Source organism: Mycoplasma testudinis ATCC 43263, from assembly GCF_000687795.1.
Taxonomy (GTDB): Bacteria; Bacillota_I; Bacilli_A; order Mycoplasmatales; family Mycoplasmoidaceae; genus Mycoplasmoides; species Mycoplasmoides testudinis.
The window spans coordinates 19,024-40,602 of sequence record NZ_JHXT01000014.1 but is presented as its reverse complement, the minus strand read 5'-3'; the positions used below and the strand labels follow the sequence as shown (position 1 = coordinate 40,602).

The 21,579-nt window shown below is 32.0% G+C and carries 13 protein-coding genes; 3 read left to right on the top strand and 10 right to left on the bottom strand.

The window, feature by feature from the left end:
• From T384_RS0103980 to T384_RS0103945, 8 genes are all read right to left on the bottom strand, one after another.
• On the bottom strand, positions 1-978 hold a 978-nt coding region (locus T384_RS0103980; RefSeq protein ID WP_027119939.1), incomplete at its 3' end, for a type I restriction-modification system subunit M.
• Between the two features lie 120 nt (positions 979-1,098).
• Positions 1,099-1,521, bottom strand: coding sequence for a hypothetical protein (locus T384_RS0103975; RefSeq protein WP_027119938.1), 423 nt, complete (start codon positions 1,519-1,521; stop codon positions 1,099-1,101).
• A 5-nt stretch (positions 1,522-1,526) separates the two neighbouring features.
• Positions 1,527-1,823: a hypothetical protein gene (locus tag T384_RS0103970; RefSeq protein ID WP_027119937.1), complete on the bottom strand. Its 297-nt coding sequence runs from the start codon at positions 1,821-1,823 to the stop codon at positions 1,527-1,529.
• On the bottom strand, positions 1,823-2,671 hold the full coding sequence (locus tag T384_RS0103965) for a hypothetical protein (RefSeq protein ID WP_027119936.1): 849 nt from the start codon (positions 2,669-2,671) through the stop codon (positions 1,823-1,825). The genes T384_RS0103970 and T384_RS0103965 overlap by 1 nt, the downstream gene beginning before the upstream one ends.
• The gene (gene phoU / locus T384_RS0103960; protein WP_027119935.1) at positions 2,671-3,363 is read right to left on the bottom strand and encodes a phosphate signaling complex protein PhoU; all 693 of its coding nucleotides are present in this window, start codon (positions 3,361-3,363) and stop codon (positions 2,671-2,673) included. Before phoU ends, T384_RS0103965 begins: the two co-directional genes overlap by 1 nt.
• 2 nt (positions 3,364-3,365) lie before the next feature.
• Positions 3,366-4,379 carry a phosphate ABC transporter ATP-binding protein PstB gene (gene pstB, locus T384_RS07610; RefSeq protein ID WP_027119934.1) on the bottom strand — a complete coding sequence of 338 codons (1,014 nt, stop codon included), beginning with the start codon at positions 4,377-4,379 and terminating at the stop codon, positions 3,366-3,368.
• Between the two features lie 289 nt (positions 4,380-4,668).
• The gene (gene pstA, locus T384_RS06480; RefSeq protein ID WP_052663522.1) at positions 4,669-6,687 is read right to left on the bottom strand and encodes a phosphate ABC transporter permease PstA; all 2,019 of its coding nucleotides are present in this window, start codon (positions 6,685-6,687) and stop codon (positions 4,669-4,671) included.
• 5 nt (positions 6,688-6,692) lie between these two features.
• Complete coding sequence (locus T384_RS0103945) at positions 6,693-7,847, bottom strand: PstS family phosphate ABC transporter substrate-binding protein (protein WP_027119933.1); 1,155 nt, start codon at positions 7,845-7,847, stop codon at positions 6,693-6,695.
• A 629-nt stretch (positions 7,848-8,476) separates the two neighbouring features.
• On the opposite strand from T384_RS0103945, the gene T384_RS06475 reads away from it, so the two are divergent.
• The 3 genes from T384_RS06475 (at position 8,477) to T384_RS0103920 (ending at position 12,241) form a co-directional block, all read left to right on the top strand.
• Positions 8,477-8,944, top strand: coding sequence for an AAA family ATPase (locus T384_RS06475; RefSeq protein WP_027119932.1), 468 nt, complete (start codon positions 8,477-8,479; stop codon positions 8,942-8,944).
• Positions 8,945-9,128: 184 nt separating this feature from the next.
• Positions 9,129-9,350 (top strand): DUF4143 domain-containing protein, encoded by a 222-nt coding sequence (locus T384_RS07650; RefSeq protein ID WP_027119931.1) that lies wholly within the window; start codon positions 9,129-9,131, stop codon positions 9,348-9,350.
• 614 nt (positions 9,351-9,964) lie between these two features.
• A complete protein-coding gene (locus T384_RS0103920) occupies positions 9,965-12,241 on the top strand; it encodes a hypothetical protein (protein WP_156933131.1) in 2,277 nt (758 codons plus the stop codon).
• A 134-nt stretch (positions 12,242-12,375) separates the two neighbouring features.
• Here the strand turns inward: T384_RS0103920 and T384_RS06470 are convergent, their stop codons facing one another.
• On the bottom strand, positions 12,376-16,194 hold the full coding sequence (locus T384_RS06470; RefSeq protein WP_052663520.1) for an Ig-like domain-containing protein: 3,819 nt from the start codon (positions 16,192-16,194) through the stop codon (positions 12,376-12,378).
• A gap of 1,261 nt (positions 16,195-17,455) precedes the next feature.
• On the bottom strand, positions 17,456-21,283 hold the full coding sequence (locus T384_RS06465; protein ID WP_052663518.1) for a LamG-like jellyroll fold domain-containing protein: 3,828 nt from the start codon (positions 21,281-21,283) through the stop codon (positions 17,456-17,458).
• Positions 21,284-21,579: the final 296 nt, after the last annotated feature.

Sequence of the window (21,579 nt, the reverse complement as noted above, 5' to 3'; positions counted from 1 at the left end):
ACCTTCTCAATGAACTGAATAAGGTGGATTAGATACTATTGCGTCAAATTTATCTATATCTCTAAGATTTCAGCGTGCATTTTTGATTAATGTATCACCATGGTGAATATGAAATTTTTTATAGCCAACATCATGTAAGAACATATTAATTCTGGCCAGATTGTATGTTGTTGGGTTTATTTCTTGTCCATAAAAACCATCACGCACGTTTTCTTTTCCAATTAATTTTACAAACTTTAATAACAATGAACCAGATCCACAAGCGGGGTCATAAACCCTTTGAATTTCTTTTTTATCTGGTTTGCCACTACGCATAAAATTAATTAAAGTAATTCTGGCTAATAGTTCACTAACTTCTTGGGGGGTAAAATACTCACCACCAGATTTTCCAGCATTTGCAGCATACATGGACATTAAGTATTCATATGCATCACCAAACGCATCAATCGAATTAGTTTGGTATTCACCTAATGGTAAATCACCAATTGCATTTAATAACTTTACTAGTTTTTTATTGATGTCAGCAACTGTTGAACCTAAACGATTGCTATTAAGATCAACATCACTAAATAAACCTTTTAAATTGTCTTGGCTATTAGTACCATTTGCAGATAATTCAATGTTCTTAAAAATCTTTTGTAAATCTATATTTAAATTTGGATTGTTACTAGCATTCTTGCGAACATTAACAAAGAGTTCACTTGGTTTCATAAAAAAACCTTTATAGGTAATTAAATTAGATTTTCCTTTGACTGCTTTTTCATCATCAAAACTTGCATAATCGAAATCTTTCTTACCAGAACCTTTTTGGTATTTTTTTACTGCATTGGCAATATTCTCTGAAATATAGCGATAAAACAAAAAACCTAAAACATAAGTTTTGAATTCTCAACCATCGACACTGCCTCTTAATTCGTTCGCTATTCTTCAAATAATCTTATGTAATTCAGCACGTTCATTATCTTTGTTATCAGCCATGATGTTTTATCCTTCTCCAAATACTTATGAATATCATTTTAGATAAAAAAATACAAATTTTTTAAAGCAAAGTATTTATTTAAACTAATCCACTAAAAAATGAATTTAAAGCTGAAATAATTATTTGTTCTCAATTGCTTTTTCTAAAGCAATCCCTGATTTTAAAGAAAGTATTATTTGTTTAAGTTTTTTGGCTTCTTTAATTAATTTAAATGGGTTTTTAAATAAAACGTCGTTGTCAGCATACAGTTTCATACAAGTTAATGATTTATTGATATTGCGATTAATAAATCAGCCTAAAAAGAAATAAATAATAAAAAAAACGAAAATCAAAATAATAAATGCCGTAATCCCGTATGTCAAACTCATTGGAATTTGATTAGTGGTTTCATTTTGCCGTAAAAGAGAAGCAAAAATAATAATTAAAATAATTCCAAGAACAATGCAAAATAAGATAAAAATCAAATAATAAAAAAAACCTAAAAATAAAATTTTTAGTCTTTTTAAATCTTTAATTGCTAAATTGTGGAATTGTTGATTCATTTTAATTATATGCTTTTGTTAATGTTGCTTCCGATTCATCAATATGCAATCGGTAAAACAATAATTAAAGTGGTTTTTAATTTATATCGAGTTAATGTTCCAATCTGTCTTCTGAATACTAAAAGTAAGACTGTTAATAAACTAAGTCCAATTAACAAAAAGATTAAGAACATAATCCCTAACTCAATCCGAAAACGGGTTGCTACAACAAGGGCAACAATAAAAGCAATCCAAAAAGCATAAAAAGCGGTTAATCAAGCCGAAACTTTTTTTCCAATCGAATAAGGATTTTTAAAACGCACTACGCACTAAACCTTTCAAATAAATCGTGAATTGAAGTAAATGTCTTCAAATAACGCTGTAATTGTAAATTAACTAAAATCTTTTTTTGACCAACAAGAATAACTTGTAATCCCATTTCTTCAATTTCACGATCTACATCAGTGCAAATAATTAAAGTTAATTTATTAATTGTTACATAATCACTAATCGCATCAATTAAATATTTCCGATGTTGTGATGGTAACCGAAATCACACTTCATCTAAGACACAAATTTTTTTCGAACTTAGAAGTTTTAAAAGAATCTTTAATTTTAATAAATCATAAGAATCAAGTCTTTTTGGGTCACTTAATAAACTGTTTTGAAAACCGAAAGTAGTAGTTAAAATTGCAAGATGTGATTTTGGAATGGGGTTATTAGTAAAACTAATGACGTGATTAATTCAATCTCCTACTGTTTTAAATCCAGTTAATTTTGCTTTATAAGTAAACTTCTTTTTTAATTTAATTAAATCAATGGTCAAATCATCCCGGATGATTTGACCACCTCCCGGATTTAAAGTAAAGTCAATCATTCGGGCTAATTCAAAGGTTCGCAAAGGATTCAAACTAACCAGTACTGTATGACGATTTTGATAAATACTAAAATTAAGCTTATAAAACAACCGTGATAATCGATAGTGGGTTTTTTTAATTCAATGTAATTTACCAGAAACATTTTTTAAAGAAACTATAGTAGGCGCATTTTCTTTAATAGCTTGAGTTCCAAACGGCTGAATTGTCGGATTGATTTGAGCATCTGTATATACTGGTTGAGCAATAGAATGTAATTTTATTGGACCTTGAGTTACAAAATTTCTTTTAGCCATTAGATAACTCGTTTATCAAAGAAAAAATTACATTCTTTAATGTAGATAAAGTATTCAATAATATTCATAACGTGATCCATAATCCGTTCAACATTTTTGAAAGCAAGAATAATGGCAACTGCTATTTCAGCATCGTTGTTAGTTCCGTTTTCACCAAAGTATGTTCCTTTAAAAGTTTTCAGGTGACAACGAAACTCCTGTGTAAATTCATTTAACAACTGTTCAGCATACTTATAACAAGAAGTTGCATCATGTGTTTTAAAGTATTCAAATATTTTTAGATAGTTGTTTACTGCCAATTCTTCCATGCTTTTTAATGGATAAATATCTTCAGGACGAATGTTTATATTATTTTCTAAAAACTTTGCCAAATTATTAGCATAATCGCAGATTCGTTCTAAATCATTAATTGAATTAATAATAGCGATTACAAAACGCAAATGACTGGCTTGGGGTTGTTCTTTAGAAATAATTCAAGTACATTCATCCAATAAATCTGCTTGGGTGATATTGGAGATTTTTTCTAATTCAAAAACCTGAGCTGTTTTTTTATGAAACTCATCTTTATTTGAATATAGTTCAAAAGCTTTAACAACGACTAAATGCATTTTATAAGTATGACTTAAATACTCATAAAATTTTTTAATCAAATTATCTTCTGATTGTTTTAATGATCCGTAATTTATTGCCATAATTATCCAATCCTTCCGCTGACATAGTCTTTTGTTCGTTTTTGTTTAGGCTGAGTGAAAATTGCTTTTGTTGGTCCTGATTCAATAATCTCCCCCTCATAAAAAAAGACAGTATTATCACTAATTCTTTGTGCTTGAGCCATCGAGTGAGTAACAATCACAATTGAGAATTTCTTTCGCAATTCATTAATCAAAATTTCAACCTTGTTTGTTGCAATTGGATCTAGTGCTGAAGTTGGTTCATCCATCAACAAAACATCTGGATGTAAAGCAATTGCCCGGGCAATACACAAACGTTGCTGTTGCCCTCCAGAAAGTCCTAAAGCACTTTCGTTTAAGATATCTTTAACTTCATCTCACAGGGCTGCACCCATTAATGATTCCTTAACAATTTTATCAATTATGGCGCGATCTTTAATTCCGTGGGACTTTAAAGCATACGCTATATTTTCATAAATGGATAAATTAAATGGGGTTGGTTTTTGAAAAACCATTCCGACTCGAGTTCTTAATTCTAGTTCAGACAAAATCTTTGAACTTATATTCTTTCCTGAAAATCAAACATTACCTGTAATCTTTACACCTTCAATAACGTCATTCATTCGGTTAAGGGTTCTTAAAAAAGTTGATTTTCCACAGCCTGATGGTCCGATAAAAGCTGTTACTTTATTTTTCAATAAATTGATATTGATATTTTTTAAAGCGTGCTTGTGTCCATTGTTGTATCATAAGTTTAAATTACTTACTTCAAAAATATGGTTGCTATCGAAATCATGTTTAAATGCTTGTAACTCCGGGTTTTTGTCTTTGATCAATTTTCTGTTTAGGTTTATCTGATCTTTTAAATCACTTATTTTTTCTTTTAAGGTTTTAACTTCGGGTAACTGTTTGATAAAAATCTTAGGATGACGTAACAATCTTTTTAATCTAATAAGTTCTTGTTCTAATTCTTTTTTTGGGGAAGAATGGTTAACAGAATTAATTGTTGTCATTAAATTATCAAGTTTTGTTTGCAATAATGGTAGTTGACTATTTTTTAAACTTACACAAAGATTTTTGTATTCCAGAACTAAATTTGATTTAGTTTTTTTTAATTCATTAATTTTGTTTTTACAAATATTTCTGCGTTCAGCAAGCTGTTTTTTTATTTGGGCTTTTTGTTCAGGAGTTAATTTTTGCTTTGGTTCATACTTAATTTCATCAACGCTTTTTTCATCATTAGTTTCTAAATTGGCATTTTCAACCTTTTCGGTATCCTTGGCTGGTTCTAAAGAAACATCAAAAGAAAAATCGGGTGTTAATTCTTTAGTGTCTGCCATAATTCGTCCTTTGCTTTTTCATTTTAGAAAATAATATTCTTATATATTTAACCATTTGTTTTTTAAATGTTGGATAATGCACAATAATTCAAGGAACAACTAATTGACCTATAAGGACTAAAATTAAAATCAAAACAATTGACATAAAGGCTGATTCAAACATAATATCTTGAGCATTAGATGCTGGTGAAAACAATTGGGCATAAATTCTTGTCGTTAAGGTTTGACCCCATAATCCTAAATCAATGTGGTTAGCAGAACTTAACCCCGCAGTTAAATATAAAGGAGTAGTTTCGGCCATAATCCGGCCCACAGAAAGAATTAATGCCGTAATGATTCCTTCAACTGCCATTGGTAAAACAATCTTTCTAATTGTCTCATATTTACTAACACCTAGCGCATAAGAATTCATTCTCACAACCATCGGAACATTTTCTAAAGCTTGTTGAATGATTCTAATAAAGGCGGGAATAATTACAATGCTAATGGTTAAAATTCCAGCAATCATGGAAACACTAGTTGTACCACCTGACGCCCATCCCAAAGTTTGTAAGAAAAAAGCTAAACCAAAGATGGCAAATAAAATTGAGGGGGTTGATCCTAATGAATCCACAAAAAATAGAATGGTTTTTTTCACGCGATAATTTTTGGAATACTCATTCAAAAAAATAGCCGCAAACATCGCAATTGGGAAAGCAATTAACACTGTCATTAAAATAATAATAATCGTATTAACTATTGCTCTTCCGGTGCTATCTGCATTTACGATATCTCCCACTGTACTGTTGGGTGAAACCAAAGCATTCCCGCCTTGGATTAAAACGAACAATAAAATTCATAAAATAAAAATTAAAGTCAAAATGGCACAAAAGTATTCCCAGAAAATCTTTCATCCAGAATACAGATTCAAAAATTTATTATTTCTTAATCTTTCTTTAATAAACGTCGAACGATAATCCAAATTTTCCAAATTTAAATCAACTGAACTACGGGTTGCTAACTTTTCAAAAGTGGCAATAATTTTATCGGGAACAAATAAAACAATTTTAGAAACTACTTTATGAAGTTTAATAACTCATGGATATTTTGCAGTTGTTCTTTTTTTTGTAGCAAATAAAACAATCCCGTTCAAGATCATAATGATCACGAATAAAACAATCCCATAAACATATAAAACTCCTTGTAAAGTTTCACCCCCGTTTTCACTAAAGAAATTATATGAAATTACAGCACCAAGCGATTTTAAGTTGGATAGTCAAACATCACCAAATCCAGAAGCAAAAATTTGGTTAAAATTTTGCGACGTTAAAATAAAGTTTAAAGCAGCCGTTTCACCTATAGCTCTACCCATAGCCACAATCAGAGCGACCACAATCATTCCCTTAGCCTGTTTTTTAACAACTTTATAAATAGCTCTAGTTCTTTGGGTACCTAATGCTAATGGTGCTAAAATCATATCTTGCTCAACACCATCTAAAGCATTATACGTTAAAGCAACAACATTTGGTAAAACCATGAATGCAAGCATAATAAAAGCCGTAATTAAATTTCAAGCGGTCGAAAAACCAACAATATCTTGTAAAAAAACACCAAGCGCAGTTGCCGCAAATAACCCGAAAACTACCGAAGGAATCCCGGCTAATAAATCAATTACAATTCTTAAAATTCGTGAATATTTTTTAGGCATTCGATAACGCAAGAAAATTGCTGTTTTTATTCCAATTGGACCAGCAATAATCATTGCTCCAGCGGTTGTTAAAAAAGTAATAACCAAAGGAAGTCAAAACCCGCCTGCACCATCATTTAAATTAAAAGTTCCTTGAAAAATAGAAGCCCCATAATGTTGTCATCCCGGGACTGATTTAATAATGATGAAAACAATTACTGCTACAAAAATAATGGCAATAAATCAGGCAAATATTGAACTTAGGGTACTAAAAATACTATTCTTGATAATCTTCCCAAAGATGGAACTATATTTCCGTTTGTTTTGACTTTGACTCATAAGTATTAAAACGCTCCAAATCTAAGGCCGTTTGAAAAATCATAATCAGCAGTTCAAAACTGGTCCAAATGATTTTTGACTAAATCGTTAAGACTCATTTGTTCTTGGTCTGTAGTTAGATTAAACATATTTTTGATTTCATTTTCATTTAACGGAATCAATCCTTGCTGTTGATAAATACTTTGTACAGTCTGTTGATCGTTTAAAGAATCTAAATACTTGCTAAATAAAATTCATGAAACAAAATTTTTAATATCATCGACTTTGGGATTTAATAAAGAAGTCATTATATTGAATGGGCGAACCCAACGGTATAAACCTTTTTCCACATTATCAATTGTGGGTGTGACAGTAGTCAGTTTTTGGTTATCACCATCTGCTATTTGATAATTCATTAAATCAAAACCATCTAATAAAATTCGTTGAAAATTGTTTTGAATAAAACCTAAACCTAAATAAATAATAGCTCCAGGAATATTCTTTGCTTCAGTTTGAAAAAAACGATAAGCATCAGCATTAGCTTCAGCGGTTTCAGTGGTTGCAGGAGAAGTCACTCCTGAATTTAAGGCATTTCTTACTTTTGAATCTAGCTTAGTAGTATCAAACCCAGAATCAGTTAAAAAAGCTTCAGCCGTTCCTGAAGCATTCGAACCCCCACTACGAGCATAGGCTTTTAAAAAGATGTTATTTGCAGGGGGATTACCAGATCCGATATAAAAGCGACTTAATGGGACTCGTTCAAACCCTGCAAATCCGTTATACAAATCTAGAATATTATTTTGATTCACAGCAAAATCACTTGCTTTAAAGCCACTTGGAGGAACAAAAAGCAAAGCTACTGCATCCTTTGCTAAAGTAATGGTTTTAATTTTTTTTATTTTTCAATCATTTTCAAGATCTGTACCAACAACAGAACCTCTTGGTGATTTTGAAGATGTACCAATTAAAGTGGTGCCCCGTGCCGTATTTTGAATTCCGGTACTAGAACCACCACTCTGAACATTAATTTCAATATTCCGATCACGGCTGTAAGCCGTTGCCAGGGCATTTAAAAAAGGCTGCACCGAACTAGATCCTCGGGCATCCAAAACAGTAAAATTACCACAGGCTGATACTAGTGAAGTAGCACCTATGATAGCCACAAACCCAATACTGTACATCCCAACTTTAAATCGCCTTTTAAAGCAACGTTTTGTACCAAGCCTTTTCATATTAGGCAAATTATAAATAATTTTTTTAAATTTAAAAAAGATACCGAATTAAATGTAGTAGCAATCAATTCCAAAGAATTAATACAAAAAGTGGATAATTCGTTTCACAATGATTAATTTAGACCAAAAATCTTACAAGACTTAAAAAAGCATATGGATTTATACTAGCATCAAATAAATCAAATTGAGATGCACTCTAATAATACTTAATAGGATAAAAAAGCACTTATATTTTATGAAGTAGATAAACAAGAAAGAATCTAATAAACTTAAATGACAAAAAAAGAATTACCGAAAAACGGCTATTAAGACGCTTTTTTCTATACAAAAGAAGTGAAATACACTCATAAAAAACAATACATCAAAATTAGCCAAAAAGATAAAAATAACTATCCGAAATGCATAATTTAGTATGCCAAAACTTAAACACAACTATCTGGACACCATTATAACAGACAATTAATAATCACAAAAGAGCTTTGATATGGCGAATAAATACTTAAAAAGATTAATTGATCAAAAAATTTTAGAAAGCCTTATTTTGGTTGGGGCGGCCCAAATTTAAGGACCAAAATTTAGTGGTAAAACAACCACTTGTATGAACGTCCAAAAAAAGTTACATAAATCTTTCTATAAAAGCGAATCAAGATTTAGCTAAAGCTAATCCTGAATTTATTTTAAAAGGACATAAACCACGATTAATAGATGAATGACAAATCGTTCCTGAATTATGAGATACTATCAGAAATCAAATTGATATGGATTCAGCAAAAGGACATTATTTATTAACTGGCAGTTCAACACCTGTGGACTCATCTAAAATTTACCACTCAGGTGCAGGGCGTTTTATAAATTTGAAAATGCATCCAATGTCACTATTCGAATCACTTGAATCAAAAGGAATTGTTTCACTAAATAATCTTTTTGAAAAAGCGGGTCAATTTAAGTTTTTTGATGAAAATAAAGAACATCAGTTAGAAAATATATTATTTTATATGTGCCGAGGTGGATGGCCAGATTTTGTACTTGAAAAAACCGGAATATAGCTTTGCAAAAATTCGACGCATATTTGTCTTTGGTTTTCGATTTTGCTTTCCATGGAAAACAAAAAAGAACTAATAGTAAAAGTTTAATGCAGCGTATTTTGCATTCATTAGCAAGAAATATCTCACACCGATAGTGGCCCCTTAAGTTGGTTAGATTAGTCCAACTTTTTGGGGCCACTATCTTTTGTTCGAAGACTTTGTAATTCGAGATTTAAGAATTTATATAGAGTCATTAAATGGTTATATAAATCATTATCGCGAAAAAAACGGATTGGAATGTGATGCTATTTTGAAATTAAGAGATCAACGGTACGCCTTAATTGAAATAAAAGTTGGGGGATCAGAAGCGATTGAAAAAGCAGCAAAAATTTACTGAAAATCAAAAATAAAATGTCTAAAGATTTAAAAAAGAACCAACATTTATGATGATTGTTACTGCTGTGGGACCAGGATATAAAAGAAATGACGGAATTTTAGTAGTTCCGGTTAACTTGTTAAGAAATTAATTTTAGTCATTTAAAAATCTAAATTGTTTATAAATTTATTTTCATGAAAATCAAGGAAAACTTTTCATTTCTTTTAAAGGTAGATTCTAATAATAAACGCAGCACTAAATCTATAGTATTACTTTTCTAAAATGTTTCTTTTTGTTTTGGTTCTATTATAAAGTCAAATCAACTTTATATAGAGTCATACCGCTTAGATTTCTTACGTATGAATGAGTTTGATGATATTAAAATATACTAAATCTAAAATTTTGGATAAACAAAAACGATTAATTAACTCGAAAAAACATCTAATTCAACTTTGACTATTTCGTTATTTTTTGCAGTTATACATTTGACAAATAAAAATCAACATATTAGCATTTAAGACATATCAACTGAAAAAGAATAGTGAGAAAGATCTTCAGAAACAATCTGAAAATTTTTAATCTACAAAAAATATTAAGGAATATTTATAAAATCAGTAAAAAGAAAATGATGATGAAAATCAACCCTAGGATTAGCTTTGCCAATTGTGATAGCAACAGCTGCGGCATGTTCGTCTGCTCAGAACGTTGATCAAGGACCATTGAACAGCAAACAACCAACATCAGATAAAACAAACGAAAATCAACAGCAAACCAACGATGTCATCTCTTTTTATTCTCAAATAACACAAAATGATGCTACTAAAGCAACCGTAAATCAAGATCAAAAATTACCTAGCGAAGTTGGTAAAACCTTAACAAGTTTGGATGCCATAAACGCATTATTAAATAAAGATTCACAAATTACTAAACTAAAACAAGCAGAAAACAGTTTTGAAATTAAGATTGCAGATGTTAATAATGACGATGATAACGGAATTATAAATATTCGCATAACAGTAGTAAGTGGGACAAACTTTTACTTGCCAGATGGAAAAACGACAACAAAAGAATCTGATGCAGGTGTAACTTTAAAACTTACTGGGTTTAAAAAGAATAATGTTACACCAACACCTCAAGAACAACAAGAAAAAATAATAAGTGATTATTATGCAAGTTTACCTTCAGGGCAAATAAACATTCAAACTAATGCAAACAAAGATGCCGCACTTGCAGTTGACCAAATAAATGCCACAGCTAACACGACTGAACTAATCAATGTTTTACAAAAATACTTACCCGCTGATAATCAAATTAATTCCTTACCTAACAATCTAAACGACAATAACTACCAATTGGTTGTTAATTCTATTCAAGATAGTCCAGCCGGGCATGTTATTGTCGTATTATGATTAAAAAATAGTTCTAATCAAATTGTTGATAATACAGGAAAGAATAATTCTGACTATATTGGAAAACAATTTACTTTAGCTGGATTTGATCAAGCCCCTGCAAATGTTAGTAGTGAAGTTCACACAATCACTCCTCCAGCTAGTGCAGAACAATCTGTTGCTAAAGCAACTTTGATTCCGTTAGTGAACGGTCAATATCAAGGTCTATCAATCAATAGTTCAAATCTTTCCGAAATTTTGAAAAACTCAACATTTAGTGCTCAAACTTTTGGAAAATCTTTTGATGGTACATCAGCTGAAAATCCAATCGCTTATGACAGTTCATTAATTAAATTCTATGCTCAAGGCGAAGATGGATTAAGTTCAAATAAGATTTATGCGTTTGTTTTAAATGGAGATTATTGAAAGGGAGTAGGACTAACTGTAACTGTTGATGATAATGGTGTATACGTTGAACTAGATGAAGCATTCTATATCAATCAAAACGCCGCAACTAAAGAACAGATAGCAACTAAAACTTATCCGACAACAAGTGACGTTTTACATTCAGGATTTAGCGATCCTGGATATGCGACAAGTATGGATACGTTTGGTTATGGAATTCAAAACCTTACATGGAATTATGAAATTAAAAACCAAACACCAGCAATTGCTCCAACTCAACCTACAACTAATGAACAACAAGAAGCAAATGCAATTAAACTTTATTACTCTAATTTCCAAAATACGACAACAATAAAGGTTCCACAAACTGTAACTGATAATGTAAATGTAGTAGAATCTACAATCAAAAACGCTACTGATGTTAGTACTATTAATCAGTATTTACCACAGGATCACCAACTGTCTGCCTTACCTAAAAATCTAACTGCTTCAGGTTATAAACTTAGTTTTGAAAAGATTCATGCAGACAAAGAAAATGGAACAATCACTTTCAATTTTGTTATTAGCAATAAAGATAATGTTCATGTGGATCAAACAGGATCAGTGAACAGTACTTATAATGGAAAAACCATTAAGTTAACGGGATTGGGTTCAACTGTGTTTACTTCCCAAACAAATGGACCAATTGCTTTTGATCTACCAACCAAATTAATAAGTTTAACTGATGGTAAAACAGCTAATGGTTTAGAAATCAATAATTCCAATCTCGTATCTATTTTTGAAAAATCTGCATTCAGCGCAACAACCGTTGGTCAATTTATGAATAACGGAGTATCAAAATCTTATGACGATGGTCTTGTTAACTTTTTTGCGGCTAATGGAGGCCAAACAGATAATAAAATCTATGCCTGAATTTTAGATGACGGTTCATATAAAGGTGTTGGTTTAACAGTTACAGTCCAAGCGGATGGCGTATATGTAACATACAATGAAGCATTTTATATGAGTGCATCAGATACTAATCACGACGCTATTAAAAACAAAACTTACGACCCTAATTTAATTCAATCTCAATCAGACCATGCAGATAATCCGGATGATCCAGGTTATGGAATTGTTAACTTGCACTGAATCTATTCACTTTCGTAAACTACAAAGATAAACAATAAAAGCAGAAAAAATCCTTAGCCGAACAAACTAAGGATTTTTATTATGCTTGTATATTGATTCAGTTGTCTTAATCGCCTTTAAAATGCTTGCTAACTAATTAGAATTAAACAAGATTAAGCGTTTTGCGGTGTAAGACGTGAGACTATTTGAGCGTTATAATCTGTTGATGATTTTACTGGAACTCCGTTTACATTTAAAGTTACAATGTGGTTTGTGGTACCCGGAGATCCACCATTTGGAAGTGATTTAACTCCGTACATATAAACACGAACGTATCTTGCACGAACTGCCTTGTCGCCTGGTGCATTTCAAGTCATTCCGCTCGATGTTTCAGCGTATTCAGGGTTTGTTCCTGGGTTAAATCCATGAACGTTATTGGTATCTGAATTATAGAAGATTGTAGGGCTACTAAAATCAGCACTGTCAGATGTTGCAACTACAGTGGCATCATAAGTGCGACCATCTTTGTAATAACGAACCATATGAATATTTGAAACATCAGTTTCTTGGCCTAAGTCAATTTGAACATATTCCGATTGTCTTGTTCCATCAGTACCAAATTCACCATATGAATTATCAGTATCATTGTTTCCGTCAGTGATTAAATTCAACGGGCGGTCTGGGTTAACGTGTGCAGCAGCACCTGTTGATCTAACTACTGCTGTTGGAGTCAATCCTGCAGCTAAATCACGAGTTCCGGTTAAACTCATAGCCGCAACTTGATCAAATGGAATACTGTGGTTAACAATTGTTAATCCACCAACTTTACCTGAGAATGTACTAGACCCTAAAGTAATTGACCCAGGTGTTAAGTTAACAATTCCGGATGCTTGATCAAATCCGGATGCATCAATTGTTCCATTGACATAAATTCGAACTAAGCCGTTATTTTCCCGAACTAAAACAAACTTTCGTTGAGTATTATCGTTTACTACAGTACTTGATGTTATTGTTTGGTTGCCAACAGTAAATACTAATTTTCCAGCGTCATCAATTTTTACATTGTATTGATTATCTTGGTTTAACAATGTTGTATTTTTACTTGTGGTTTCCAAGTCAAAGTAAATTGAGAATGCTCTAGAACCAGAAACACTGTGGGAATCTTTAGCTGTGGTAGCTACATTTGCTAATTGCAAACCACTACTTCCATCAGTCATTGTAGTATCAGTTATTCCTGAAACCGCATTAACTGTTTGAGTTGATCCTAAAGCATTAATTACATCATTAAAATAACTTGTTACAGGTAGCTGTAAATCTCCAATAACATTCCCTTGCGAATCAGAAACACCTTTAATTCCTAAATTAATAGATTGGCCATCACTTAAAGAAGAACCCAAAGTTAATTCGACAGTTCTTAAGTCATCTAGCAAGTTTGCACTTGTAACACTGTTCCCAGCGATTGTAAAGTCTGATGGATTAAGCGATCCAGCAACTAGTAGAACAGTTGAACTAGAATTATCAATTTTAATTCTTTCACTGAATTGGACCCGAATTTTAGTTCCGTTATTATTTGTTTTAGCACTCGTCACTGTTGGAGCTGTTTTATCTTGGGTTTTGGAGAATTGTCAGATTAATGATTCACCTGGATTTAAAGTGACTTTTTCATCTGCACCATAAGAAACTGGATTTTGGCTTACATGACTATCACTACCTAAAATAACAGTTCTATATAATCCTGTAGTCCCTGGAGTTAAACCTAAAACATCGTCAAATTTTAAATCATATGTTTGTTGAACATTATTTGGATTAATTAATGATATAACCCCATTATCACCACTTCAAGCCGAATATCCATAAACATCACCATTAATAGGTTGACCACCAATTCGGTGTGAATTACTTAAAATTGAATAATTATCCTCGATTCAATTTACTGCTTCTGCATTTACCATTCAGTGTCCTTCAGTAAACAGAGATGGACTATAATAGAATTCTCAGAAAGCATTACCTCTTGTTCCTAACATGTACAAGTAAGTACGCAATTCAGCTGGCGAATAATTTGGTTGAACGTTTTGATACTTCCCTTTAGACGCAAACATTGTTTTGGCATATACTGGATCATGGTTATAGAAGTTTTGTAATGGAAGTTGCCATTGTCGTTGTTCCACAAAATTGAAGTAGGACTGATCACGGTAATTTAATTCCATTTCCATTTGGTTAGCAGTAGTTGATCCATTATTTTGGGCTACCACTGAACTTGGATAAGCATGATCAGTTAAATCACTATCTCCAGAATTTTGAATTCAAACCGAATCCACCCAACGTAATAACCAAGGGCTAGGATTAGCATAAGAAGTTAAATTAATTCAAACCTTAGGATTGTCTTGTCGCATTTTTTCAAAAATATCAGTTCATCTTTCATAGGTTTCAGAAATAGTATAGAAACCACTAGCAGTTCCTTCAATGTTTGAACCACCAACAACATGATGGTGGTCTGTAGCCGTTGAAGGATTTAAAAGCATCCCATCAAGTTTTCAGTAATTAATTCCATAATCTTTTTGATATTTTAAGAAGATGTCAGACTCAAGTTTATTTAAATATCGACCATCAGAAACGTCTATATCATTACCTGACTGACCGTTAACTGAACCTTCACCTAGATTAGCAATAGCTCTTGCTATTTGGCTTTCTGTACCATATCCACCACGAGGGCCCAACCACAATCCAAAGTTAGAACCTAGAGCTTTTACTTGAGTTGAAGAAGGTTCAAAAGTGTGATTAAACTTATCGTTGATACCTCAGAATGTATTGTAATCAGTTCATCCATCATCAATAACATAAGAGTCTAATGGCCTAACACCATAGTTACTAAAACCGTGTTCAACTTCATTGAATGATTCTTTAATGTTTGCAGGTGTAATATTCTTCATATTGTCATATCAAGAATTAAACTGAGCACGGAAATCAACTTTAGTTGAAATACTACGAATGTATTTATAAAAATCTTGCTGGATAACTTTGTAATTATCTGCAGTAGCTGCTCCCATTACAGTAGCTCACGTCTTACGCGTCCCTGTTTGGTTGTTATCGTTATAGTTAAAATCAGGATCTGCCGCTAATGATTTACCATAGAAGTAGCGATTAACCCCAATGGAATCACCATTGTTGTTAAGAATCTTATTTTCAGTCATCGGAAATTCAGATCCAAAATACATCGCTTTAGCATAGAAAGGCTGACCCAACTCTAGGTATTGGCCTTTCATATTTGCCATATCAGGATTATCGTTTTGTTTTGGAATTGACCAATGGTCTCCGCCTTGGCCAGTAATAATATTATAAGTATTTCCTAATTTACCAAAATCATATATATCTAAATCAATATAATCAATTTTAGCGTTGGCGGCCATTTCTGTAGGAACAGTAATGGTCAAATCTTTGCGAATAAAACTGTCACCATCATCAATTCAAACATTTTCTTGAATGGTATATGGAACACCTAAAGCATTAACTGGATTAAAACTAAAAGTAATCTTCACTCCGTTATCTGTTTGAGTTATTTCAGGTTCCTTACTTAAAGTTAAACTATTGGAGTCAATAAAACTTAAGGAAGAATTAAAACCACCCATCAAATGAATTGAAAATTCTTGTGTCTGATTTCCAAATTCGAATGTGGTGGGTGTTGATGTTAAGTGGTTAGTTACAGATTTAGTTACAACTTTATTATTTATCAGTGAGAAAACTCGCTGTAGTTGATTGTTTCCAAGGGTCAGGGTTGATTTATCTTCAGAAAATGTCGCTTTAACTTTTGTTGCTTGATCTATTGGTGTATTTCCAGGTGGGGTATTTCCAGGTTGGGTAGGTTCTTGCATAGAGTTGTTTCCATTCGGATTAACTGCGGCTTGCGAACACGCAATAGCAATTGCAGAAATTGGTGGAACAATAACTCCCGCCAGAATTCCTAACAACAACTTAGGGCGTTTGAATTTTTTCATTTATTTATATTCCTTATTTAATTTATATAAATTCGTAAGTCATACTCAGTTGGTTTTTATAATTTTGTCTAAACTTATTTCTAGACAATCAATATCCAAAAAGGTATAAAGAAAAACAACGCACGATAAATCTTGTTAATAATTTTCTAAACTATTTTGAATATAACCTAATTATATGGAAAACAAAAACAGATATACAAAACTATGCTTTATCTAAGGGCAAATATCTGTTAACAAATAAAGTACTTAAAGTAAACGTTTTCACGATTAAAACGAATTTAAAAAATAAGGAAAGTAATAACGAAAATTACTAAAATTCCAAATCTTAATTTTTTCAATCAATAAAATTAAATGCTAAAAAATATATTTTATGGCAATAAGATCATCCATCTAATGGTAAAGACAAATGGTCATCAATTTATAACGTTTTTTGACTTACATCGAATTTAATATTATTAATTTCCTTAACTAAAAGAAAAGGTACTATCACTGATAAAGCGAAAATAGATAAAACACCTATTAAAGTAAGTAAAGGCCATCAGCCAGCTTTTGGAAAATAGCAAATATAATCACGTCATTTTGCATAGCCAACAAATAATAAAATTGCTAGAGTCAGAAAAAAGATCAAAAATAAAATCAAGAAAACTGCAATTAAAATCGTATTAATTATTGTGTCTAAAATTTCAAAGTTAGGAATTACAAAAAGCACAATCAAAAAAAAGAACAAAAAGCAAAAGGGTAATAAAATAAATCACGATGCTATTTATTGCATTCTTTTTGAAGATCAAAATTTTAGATAAAACTTGATTATTCAATGGGCGCATACTAGCTTTATGCTCTAAAGCAATTTTAATACAACGAACAAAAGCATAAATGATGATAGCAATGACTACGATTGAAGCTAGGACTAGTCCAGCAATAAACAATCCACCAGCCTCATTTTCTTTTATTTCTACTAAATCGCCCTTTTTGTTAATCCCGTAATTTTTTCCATCTTTATCAGTGATTGTTCCGTCAAGATTTACAATTCCTCCAGAATTAACAATACTATTTATTTTTTTTCATACTCGCTTTTTTGGTCACTATTTTTATCTCCTTACATATGTCTGATAGCAAAATAAAAATGTCATAACAATGACAATCATTTTTAACACTTTATAGAGCCTAATAATACTTAAAAAAAAAATAGCCGCCATTATTAAAATGGCGAACTATTTTGAACTATCCTATTATTTAATTTTTTTGAAACTAAATATTTCAATTAGTTAGCAGTTTGCAATCGTGTAACAATTTGTTGATTATAATCAGGAGATATTACCGATCCGTTAACATTCAATGTTACGATGTGGTTGGTATTACCGGCCCCATCAGTGCGGCCATACATATAAACTCGAACATATCGGGCTTTAACACTTTTAGCACCGTTTTCTGGGTTAAATGTTCTGCCATCTGGAGTTTCAGCGTATTTATCATCAGTTCCTTTACCTAAACCATGAACGTTGTTAGTATCTGAGTTGTAGAAGATTGTAGGATTACTAAAGTCAGCATTGTCAGATGTAGCAACAACAGTTGCATCATAAGTACGATTATCTTTATAGTATCGAACCATATGAATGTTTGAAATATCGGTTTCATGACCTAAATCAATTTGTACGTATTCAGATTGATGAATGTTGTCAGAACCAAATTCTCCATAAGAATTATCTGTATCATCGTTTCCATCAGTCATGAGAGATAAAGGTCGTGCTTCATTAACAGGAGCAGGTTGATTGTTGGATGTAAATGCAGCAATAGGAGTTAATCCCGCTGCTAAATCATGAACTGTAGCGTTATTTAATTCAGCTGCTTCATTATATGGAATGCTGTGATCAACTACGGTTAACCTACCAACTTTTCCATTAAATGTACTTGATCCTAGTGTTATTGGCATTGATTGAATATTAGCAATTCCACCATCTTTGTTGTAACCCGTAGCATCTACTTGACCATTAACATAAATTCTTACAGCTCCATTATTTTCACGGACTAAAACGATGTTATGTAAATTATCATCATTAACCACAGATTCAGAAGTAACGGTTTGATTTCCAACAGTGAATGCTAATTGACCAGCACTGTTGATTTTCACACTATATTGATCTCCTTGGTTTAACAATAAAGCGTTTGAACTTTTGGTTTGTAAACTAAAGTATATTGAGAATGCTTTATTTCCGGTGACACCATGAGAATCTTTAGAATCAACACCAGTGTTAGTTAGTTGCAACGCTTTTGAACCATCAGACATTGTTGTAGCACTAACTTTGGAAGCATCTGCAACTGTTGATGTATCGCCCATTGCATTAATAACATCATTGTTGTAACTTGTAACAGATGTTGATGCATCACTAATTTTATTACCTTCAGGATCACTGATATTTTTAACACTCAAGTTCGCCACTTGACCATCTTTTAGCGGAGTTTGCAAGGTCAATTCTACAGTTCTTAAATCATCTAAAACATTAGCACTTGTAACTTTGTTATTTGCTATTGTGAAATTATTTGGATCAACAGTACCAGCAATTTGTTCATTTGGAGTAGCCAACGGAGTACTTGTTATTCGTTCATTAAATTGAACCCGGATTTTAGTTCCATTATTATTTACTTTAGTAGTTGCAATTGTTGGAGGTGTAATATCTTGAGTTTTCGAGAACTGTCAAATCAAAGCTTCGTTAGGTTGTAATGTTACTGTTTCTTTATGACCATAATTAATTGGTGTATTTGTACCATGGCTATCATTTCCTAAAATGACTTTACGGTATAAACCAGTAGTGCCAGGAGTCACTCCTAAAGCATTATCAAATGTTAAATCATAAGTTTGTACTTTGTTATTTGGATTAATTAATGAAACAATGCCATTATCGCCATTTCAAGCTGAGTATCCATAAACGTCACCATTAATTGGTTGACCCCCAATGCGGTGGGAATTTTGTAAGATACTGTAATTATTTTGAATTCAGTTAACAGCTTCCGAATTCACCATTCAGTGCCCTTCAGTAAATAAATTAGGGCTGTAATAGAATTCTCAGAATGCGTTACCACGAGTTCCTAACATGTATAAATAAGTTCTTAATTCAGCTGGTGTAAAGTGTGGGGTGACACCTTCATAGTTTCCTTTACCACTAAACATTGTGTTTGCATAAACAGGATCATGCACATACATATTTTTGAATGGGAATTGTCATTGGCGAACATCTGCTAATTTGTACAAAGCTTCGTCACGATAATTTAATTCATTTTCCATTTGATGATCTGTTGAATTTCCATAAATCTTACCAACTACAGATCCTGGGTCTGCATGATTAGTTAAATCACTATCAGCTGACGTTTGAATCCAAACTGAATCAACTCATTGTAACAATCAAGGGCTTGGATTAACATAAGAAGTTAAATTAATCCAGAAATCCTTACCTTGAAGTGATCTTTCTTGACGCATAACTTTGAAAATATCAGTTCATCTTTCATAAGTTTCAGAAACGGTATACATTCCGTTGGCTGTTCCTTCGATATTTGAACCACCAATAACATGATTATGGTTCGCGTTGTTAGAAGGTTTTAGTAACATTCCATCGAGTTTTCAATACCCGATGTCATATTCTTTTTGATATTTTAAGAAAATATCATTTTCTAATTTATTTAAATAGTTACCGTCAGAGACATCAATACCAGAACCATCGTTTTCATTAACGCTTCCTTGACCAGTAGATTGTAAGTGACTGCTGATTTGAGCTTCAGTTCCATATCCACCACGAGGTCCTAATCATAACCCAAATTCAGATCCAAGTTTTTCGACTTGACTAACAGATGGTTCGAAGGTTCCATTAAACTTATTATTAATTTGTCAGAATGAATTGTAGTCTGGTCAACCGTCGTCAATAACGTATGATTTTAAAGGAGCCACACCATAATTAGAGAAACCATGTTCTACTTGGTTAAAGGAAGACTTAATGTTTTCAGCGGTAATATTCTTCATATGGTCATATCAAGAGTTGTATTGCGGTCGGAATTGAACCTTCGTTGAAATACTTTCAATATATTTAAAGAAATCTTGTTGAATAACATTGTAATTATCCTCATGAGCTGCACCCATGACTGTTGCTCAAGTAGTTCTTGAGCCATTTAAGTTGTTGTCATTACCTTGACTGTAATTAAATTGTGTATCAGGCGCCAAAGACTTACCATAGAAATATCTAGACAATCCCATGGAAGTTCCATTTTCTTGGACAATTTTGTTTTCAGTCATTGGGAATTCTGAACCGAAGTACATGGCTTTAGTATAGAATGGTTGCCCTAGTTCTAAATATGCGCCAGGCATGTTACTCATATCAGGATTATCTGCTTGTTTTGGAACAGACCAATGATCCCCACCATTCAAGTATGTATTTGTTGATAATTTTCCAAAATCAAAAACGTCAAGATCAATGTAATCAATTTTTGCATTTGCAGCTTGATCTTGAGGAACAGATATATTCATGTCCTTACGAATGAAACTATCACCGTTAGTCATTCAAACATTTTCAGTAATTGTATACGGAATTCCAGCAACGCTTATTGGATTAAAGCTAAAGACAATTTTCAGTCCACTATCGATTGAAACAATTTCTGGAGTTTTACTTAATGTTAAATCATTAGCATTAATAAAACCATTAGATCCCATAAGATGGATTTGAAATTCTTGGGTTTTGTCTCCAAATTCAATTGTTGTAGGTTTAGCGGTTAAATCGTTAGTAACAGATTTAGTTACAACTTTATTATTAGCTAATGAAAAGACTCTTTGAAGTTGATTATTACCAATTGTTAAAGTTGATTTATCACTAGAAAAATTTGCTTTTACTACAGATGCTTGATCTACTGGAGTAACTGGTCCAGTACCTGTGGGCTGTTGTTTTGCAGGTTGCTCCGTACCTGGGGATTGTGGTCTCCCTGGCTGTTGTTCTTGTTGTGTACCACCGATTTGTGCTTGTGAACATGCGATAGCAACAGCAGATATTGGCGGTAAAATAACTCCCGCCAAAATTCCAAGTAATAATTTGGGTCGTTTAAATTTTTTCATATCTTTTTCCTTATTATTAATTAAATATCTTTACATGTTTTTGTCATGATTGCTTGATATGCAACAGATATCAAAAAAACGATTGAGAGCAAATGCATTCTAAAAATTTAAGATAGTATCAATGATTTCTTGAATTCGATATTTATTGTAGGCCTAAAAAAAATTAATAAAAGTACATAGCAAGCAATATCCAAAAAATCCGGTATACATTAAAATAAAGATGTGTAAACATTTTCATATTTTAAAGTTATAAATTTTTTAACGAAATTTTGAAAAAATGCCAAATAAAATCAAAA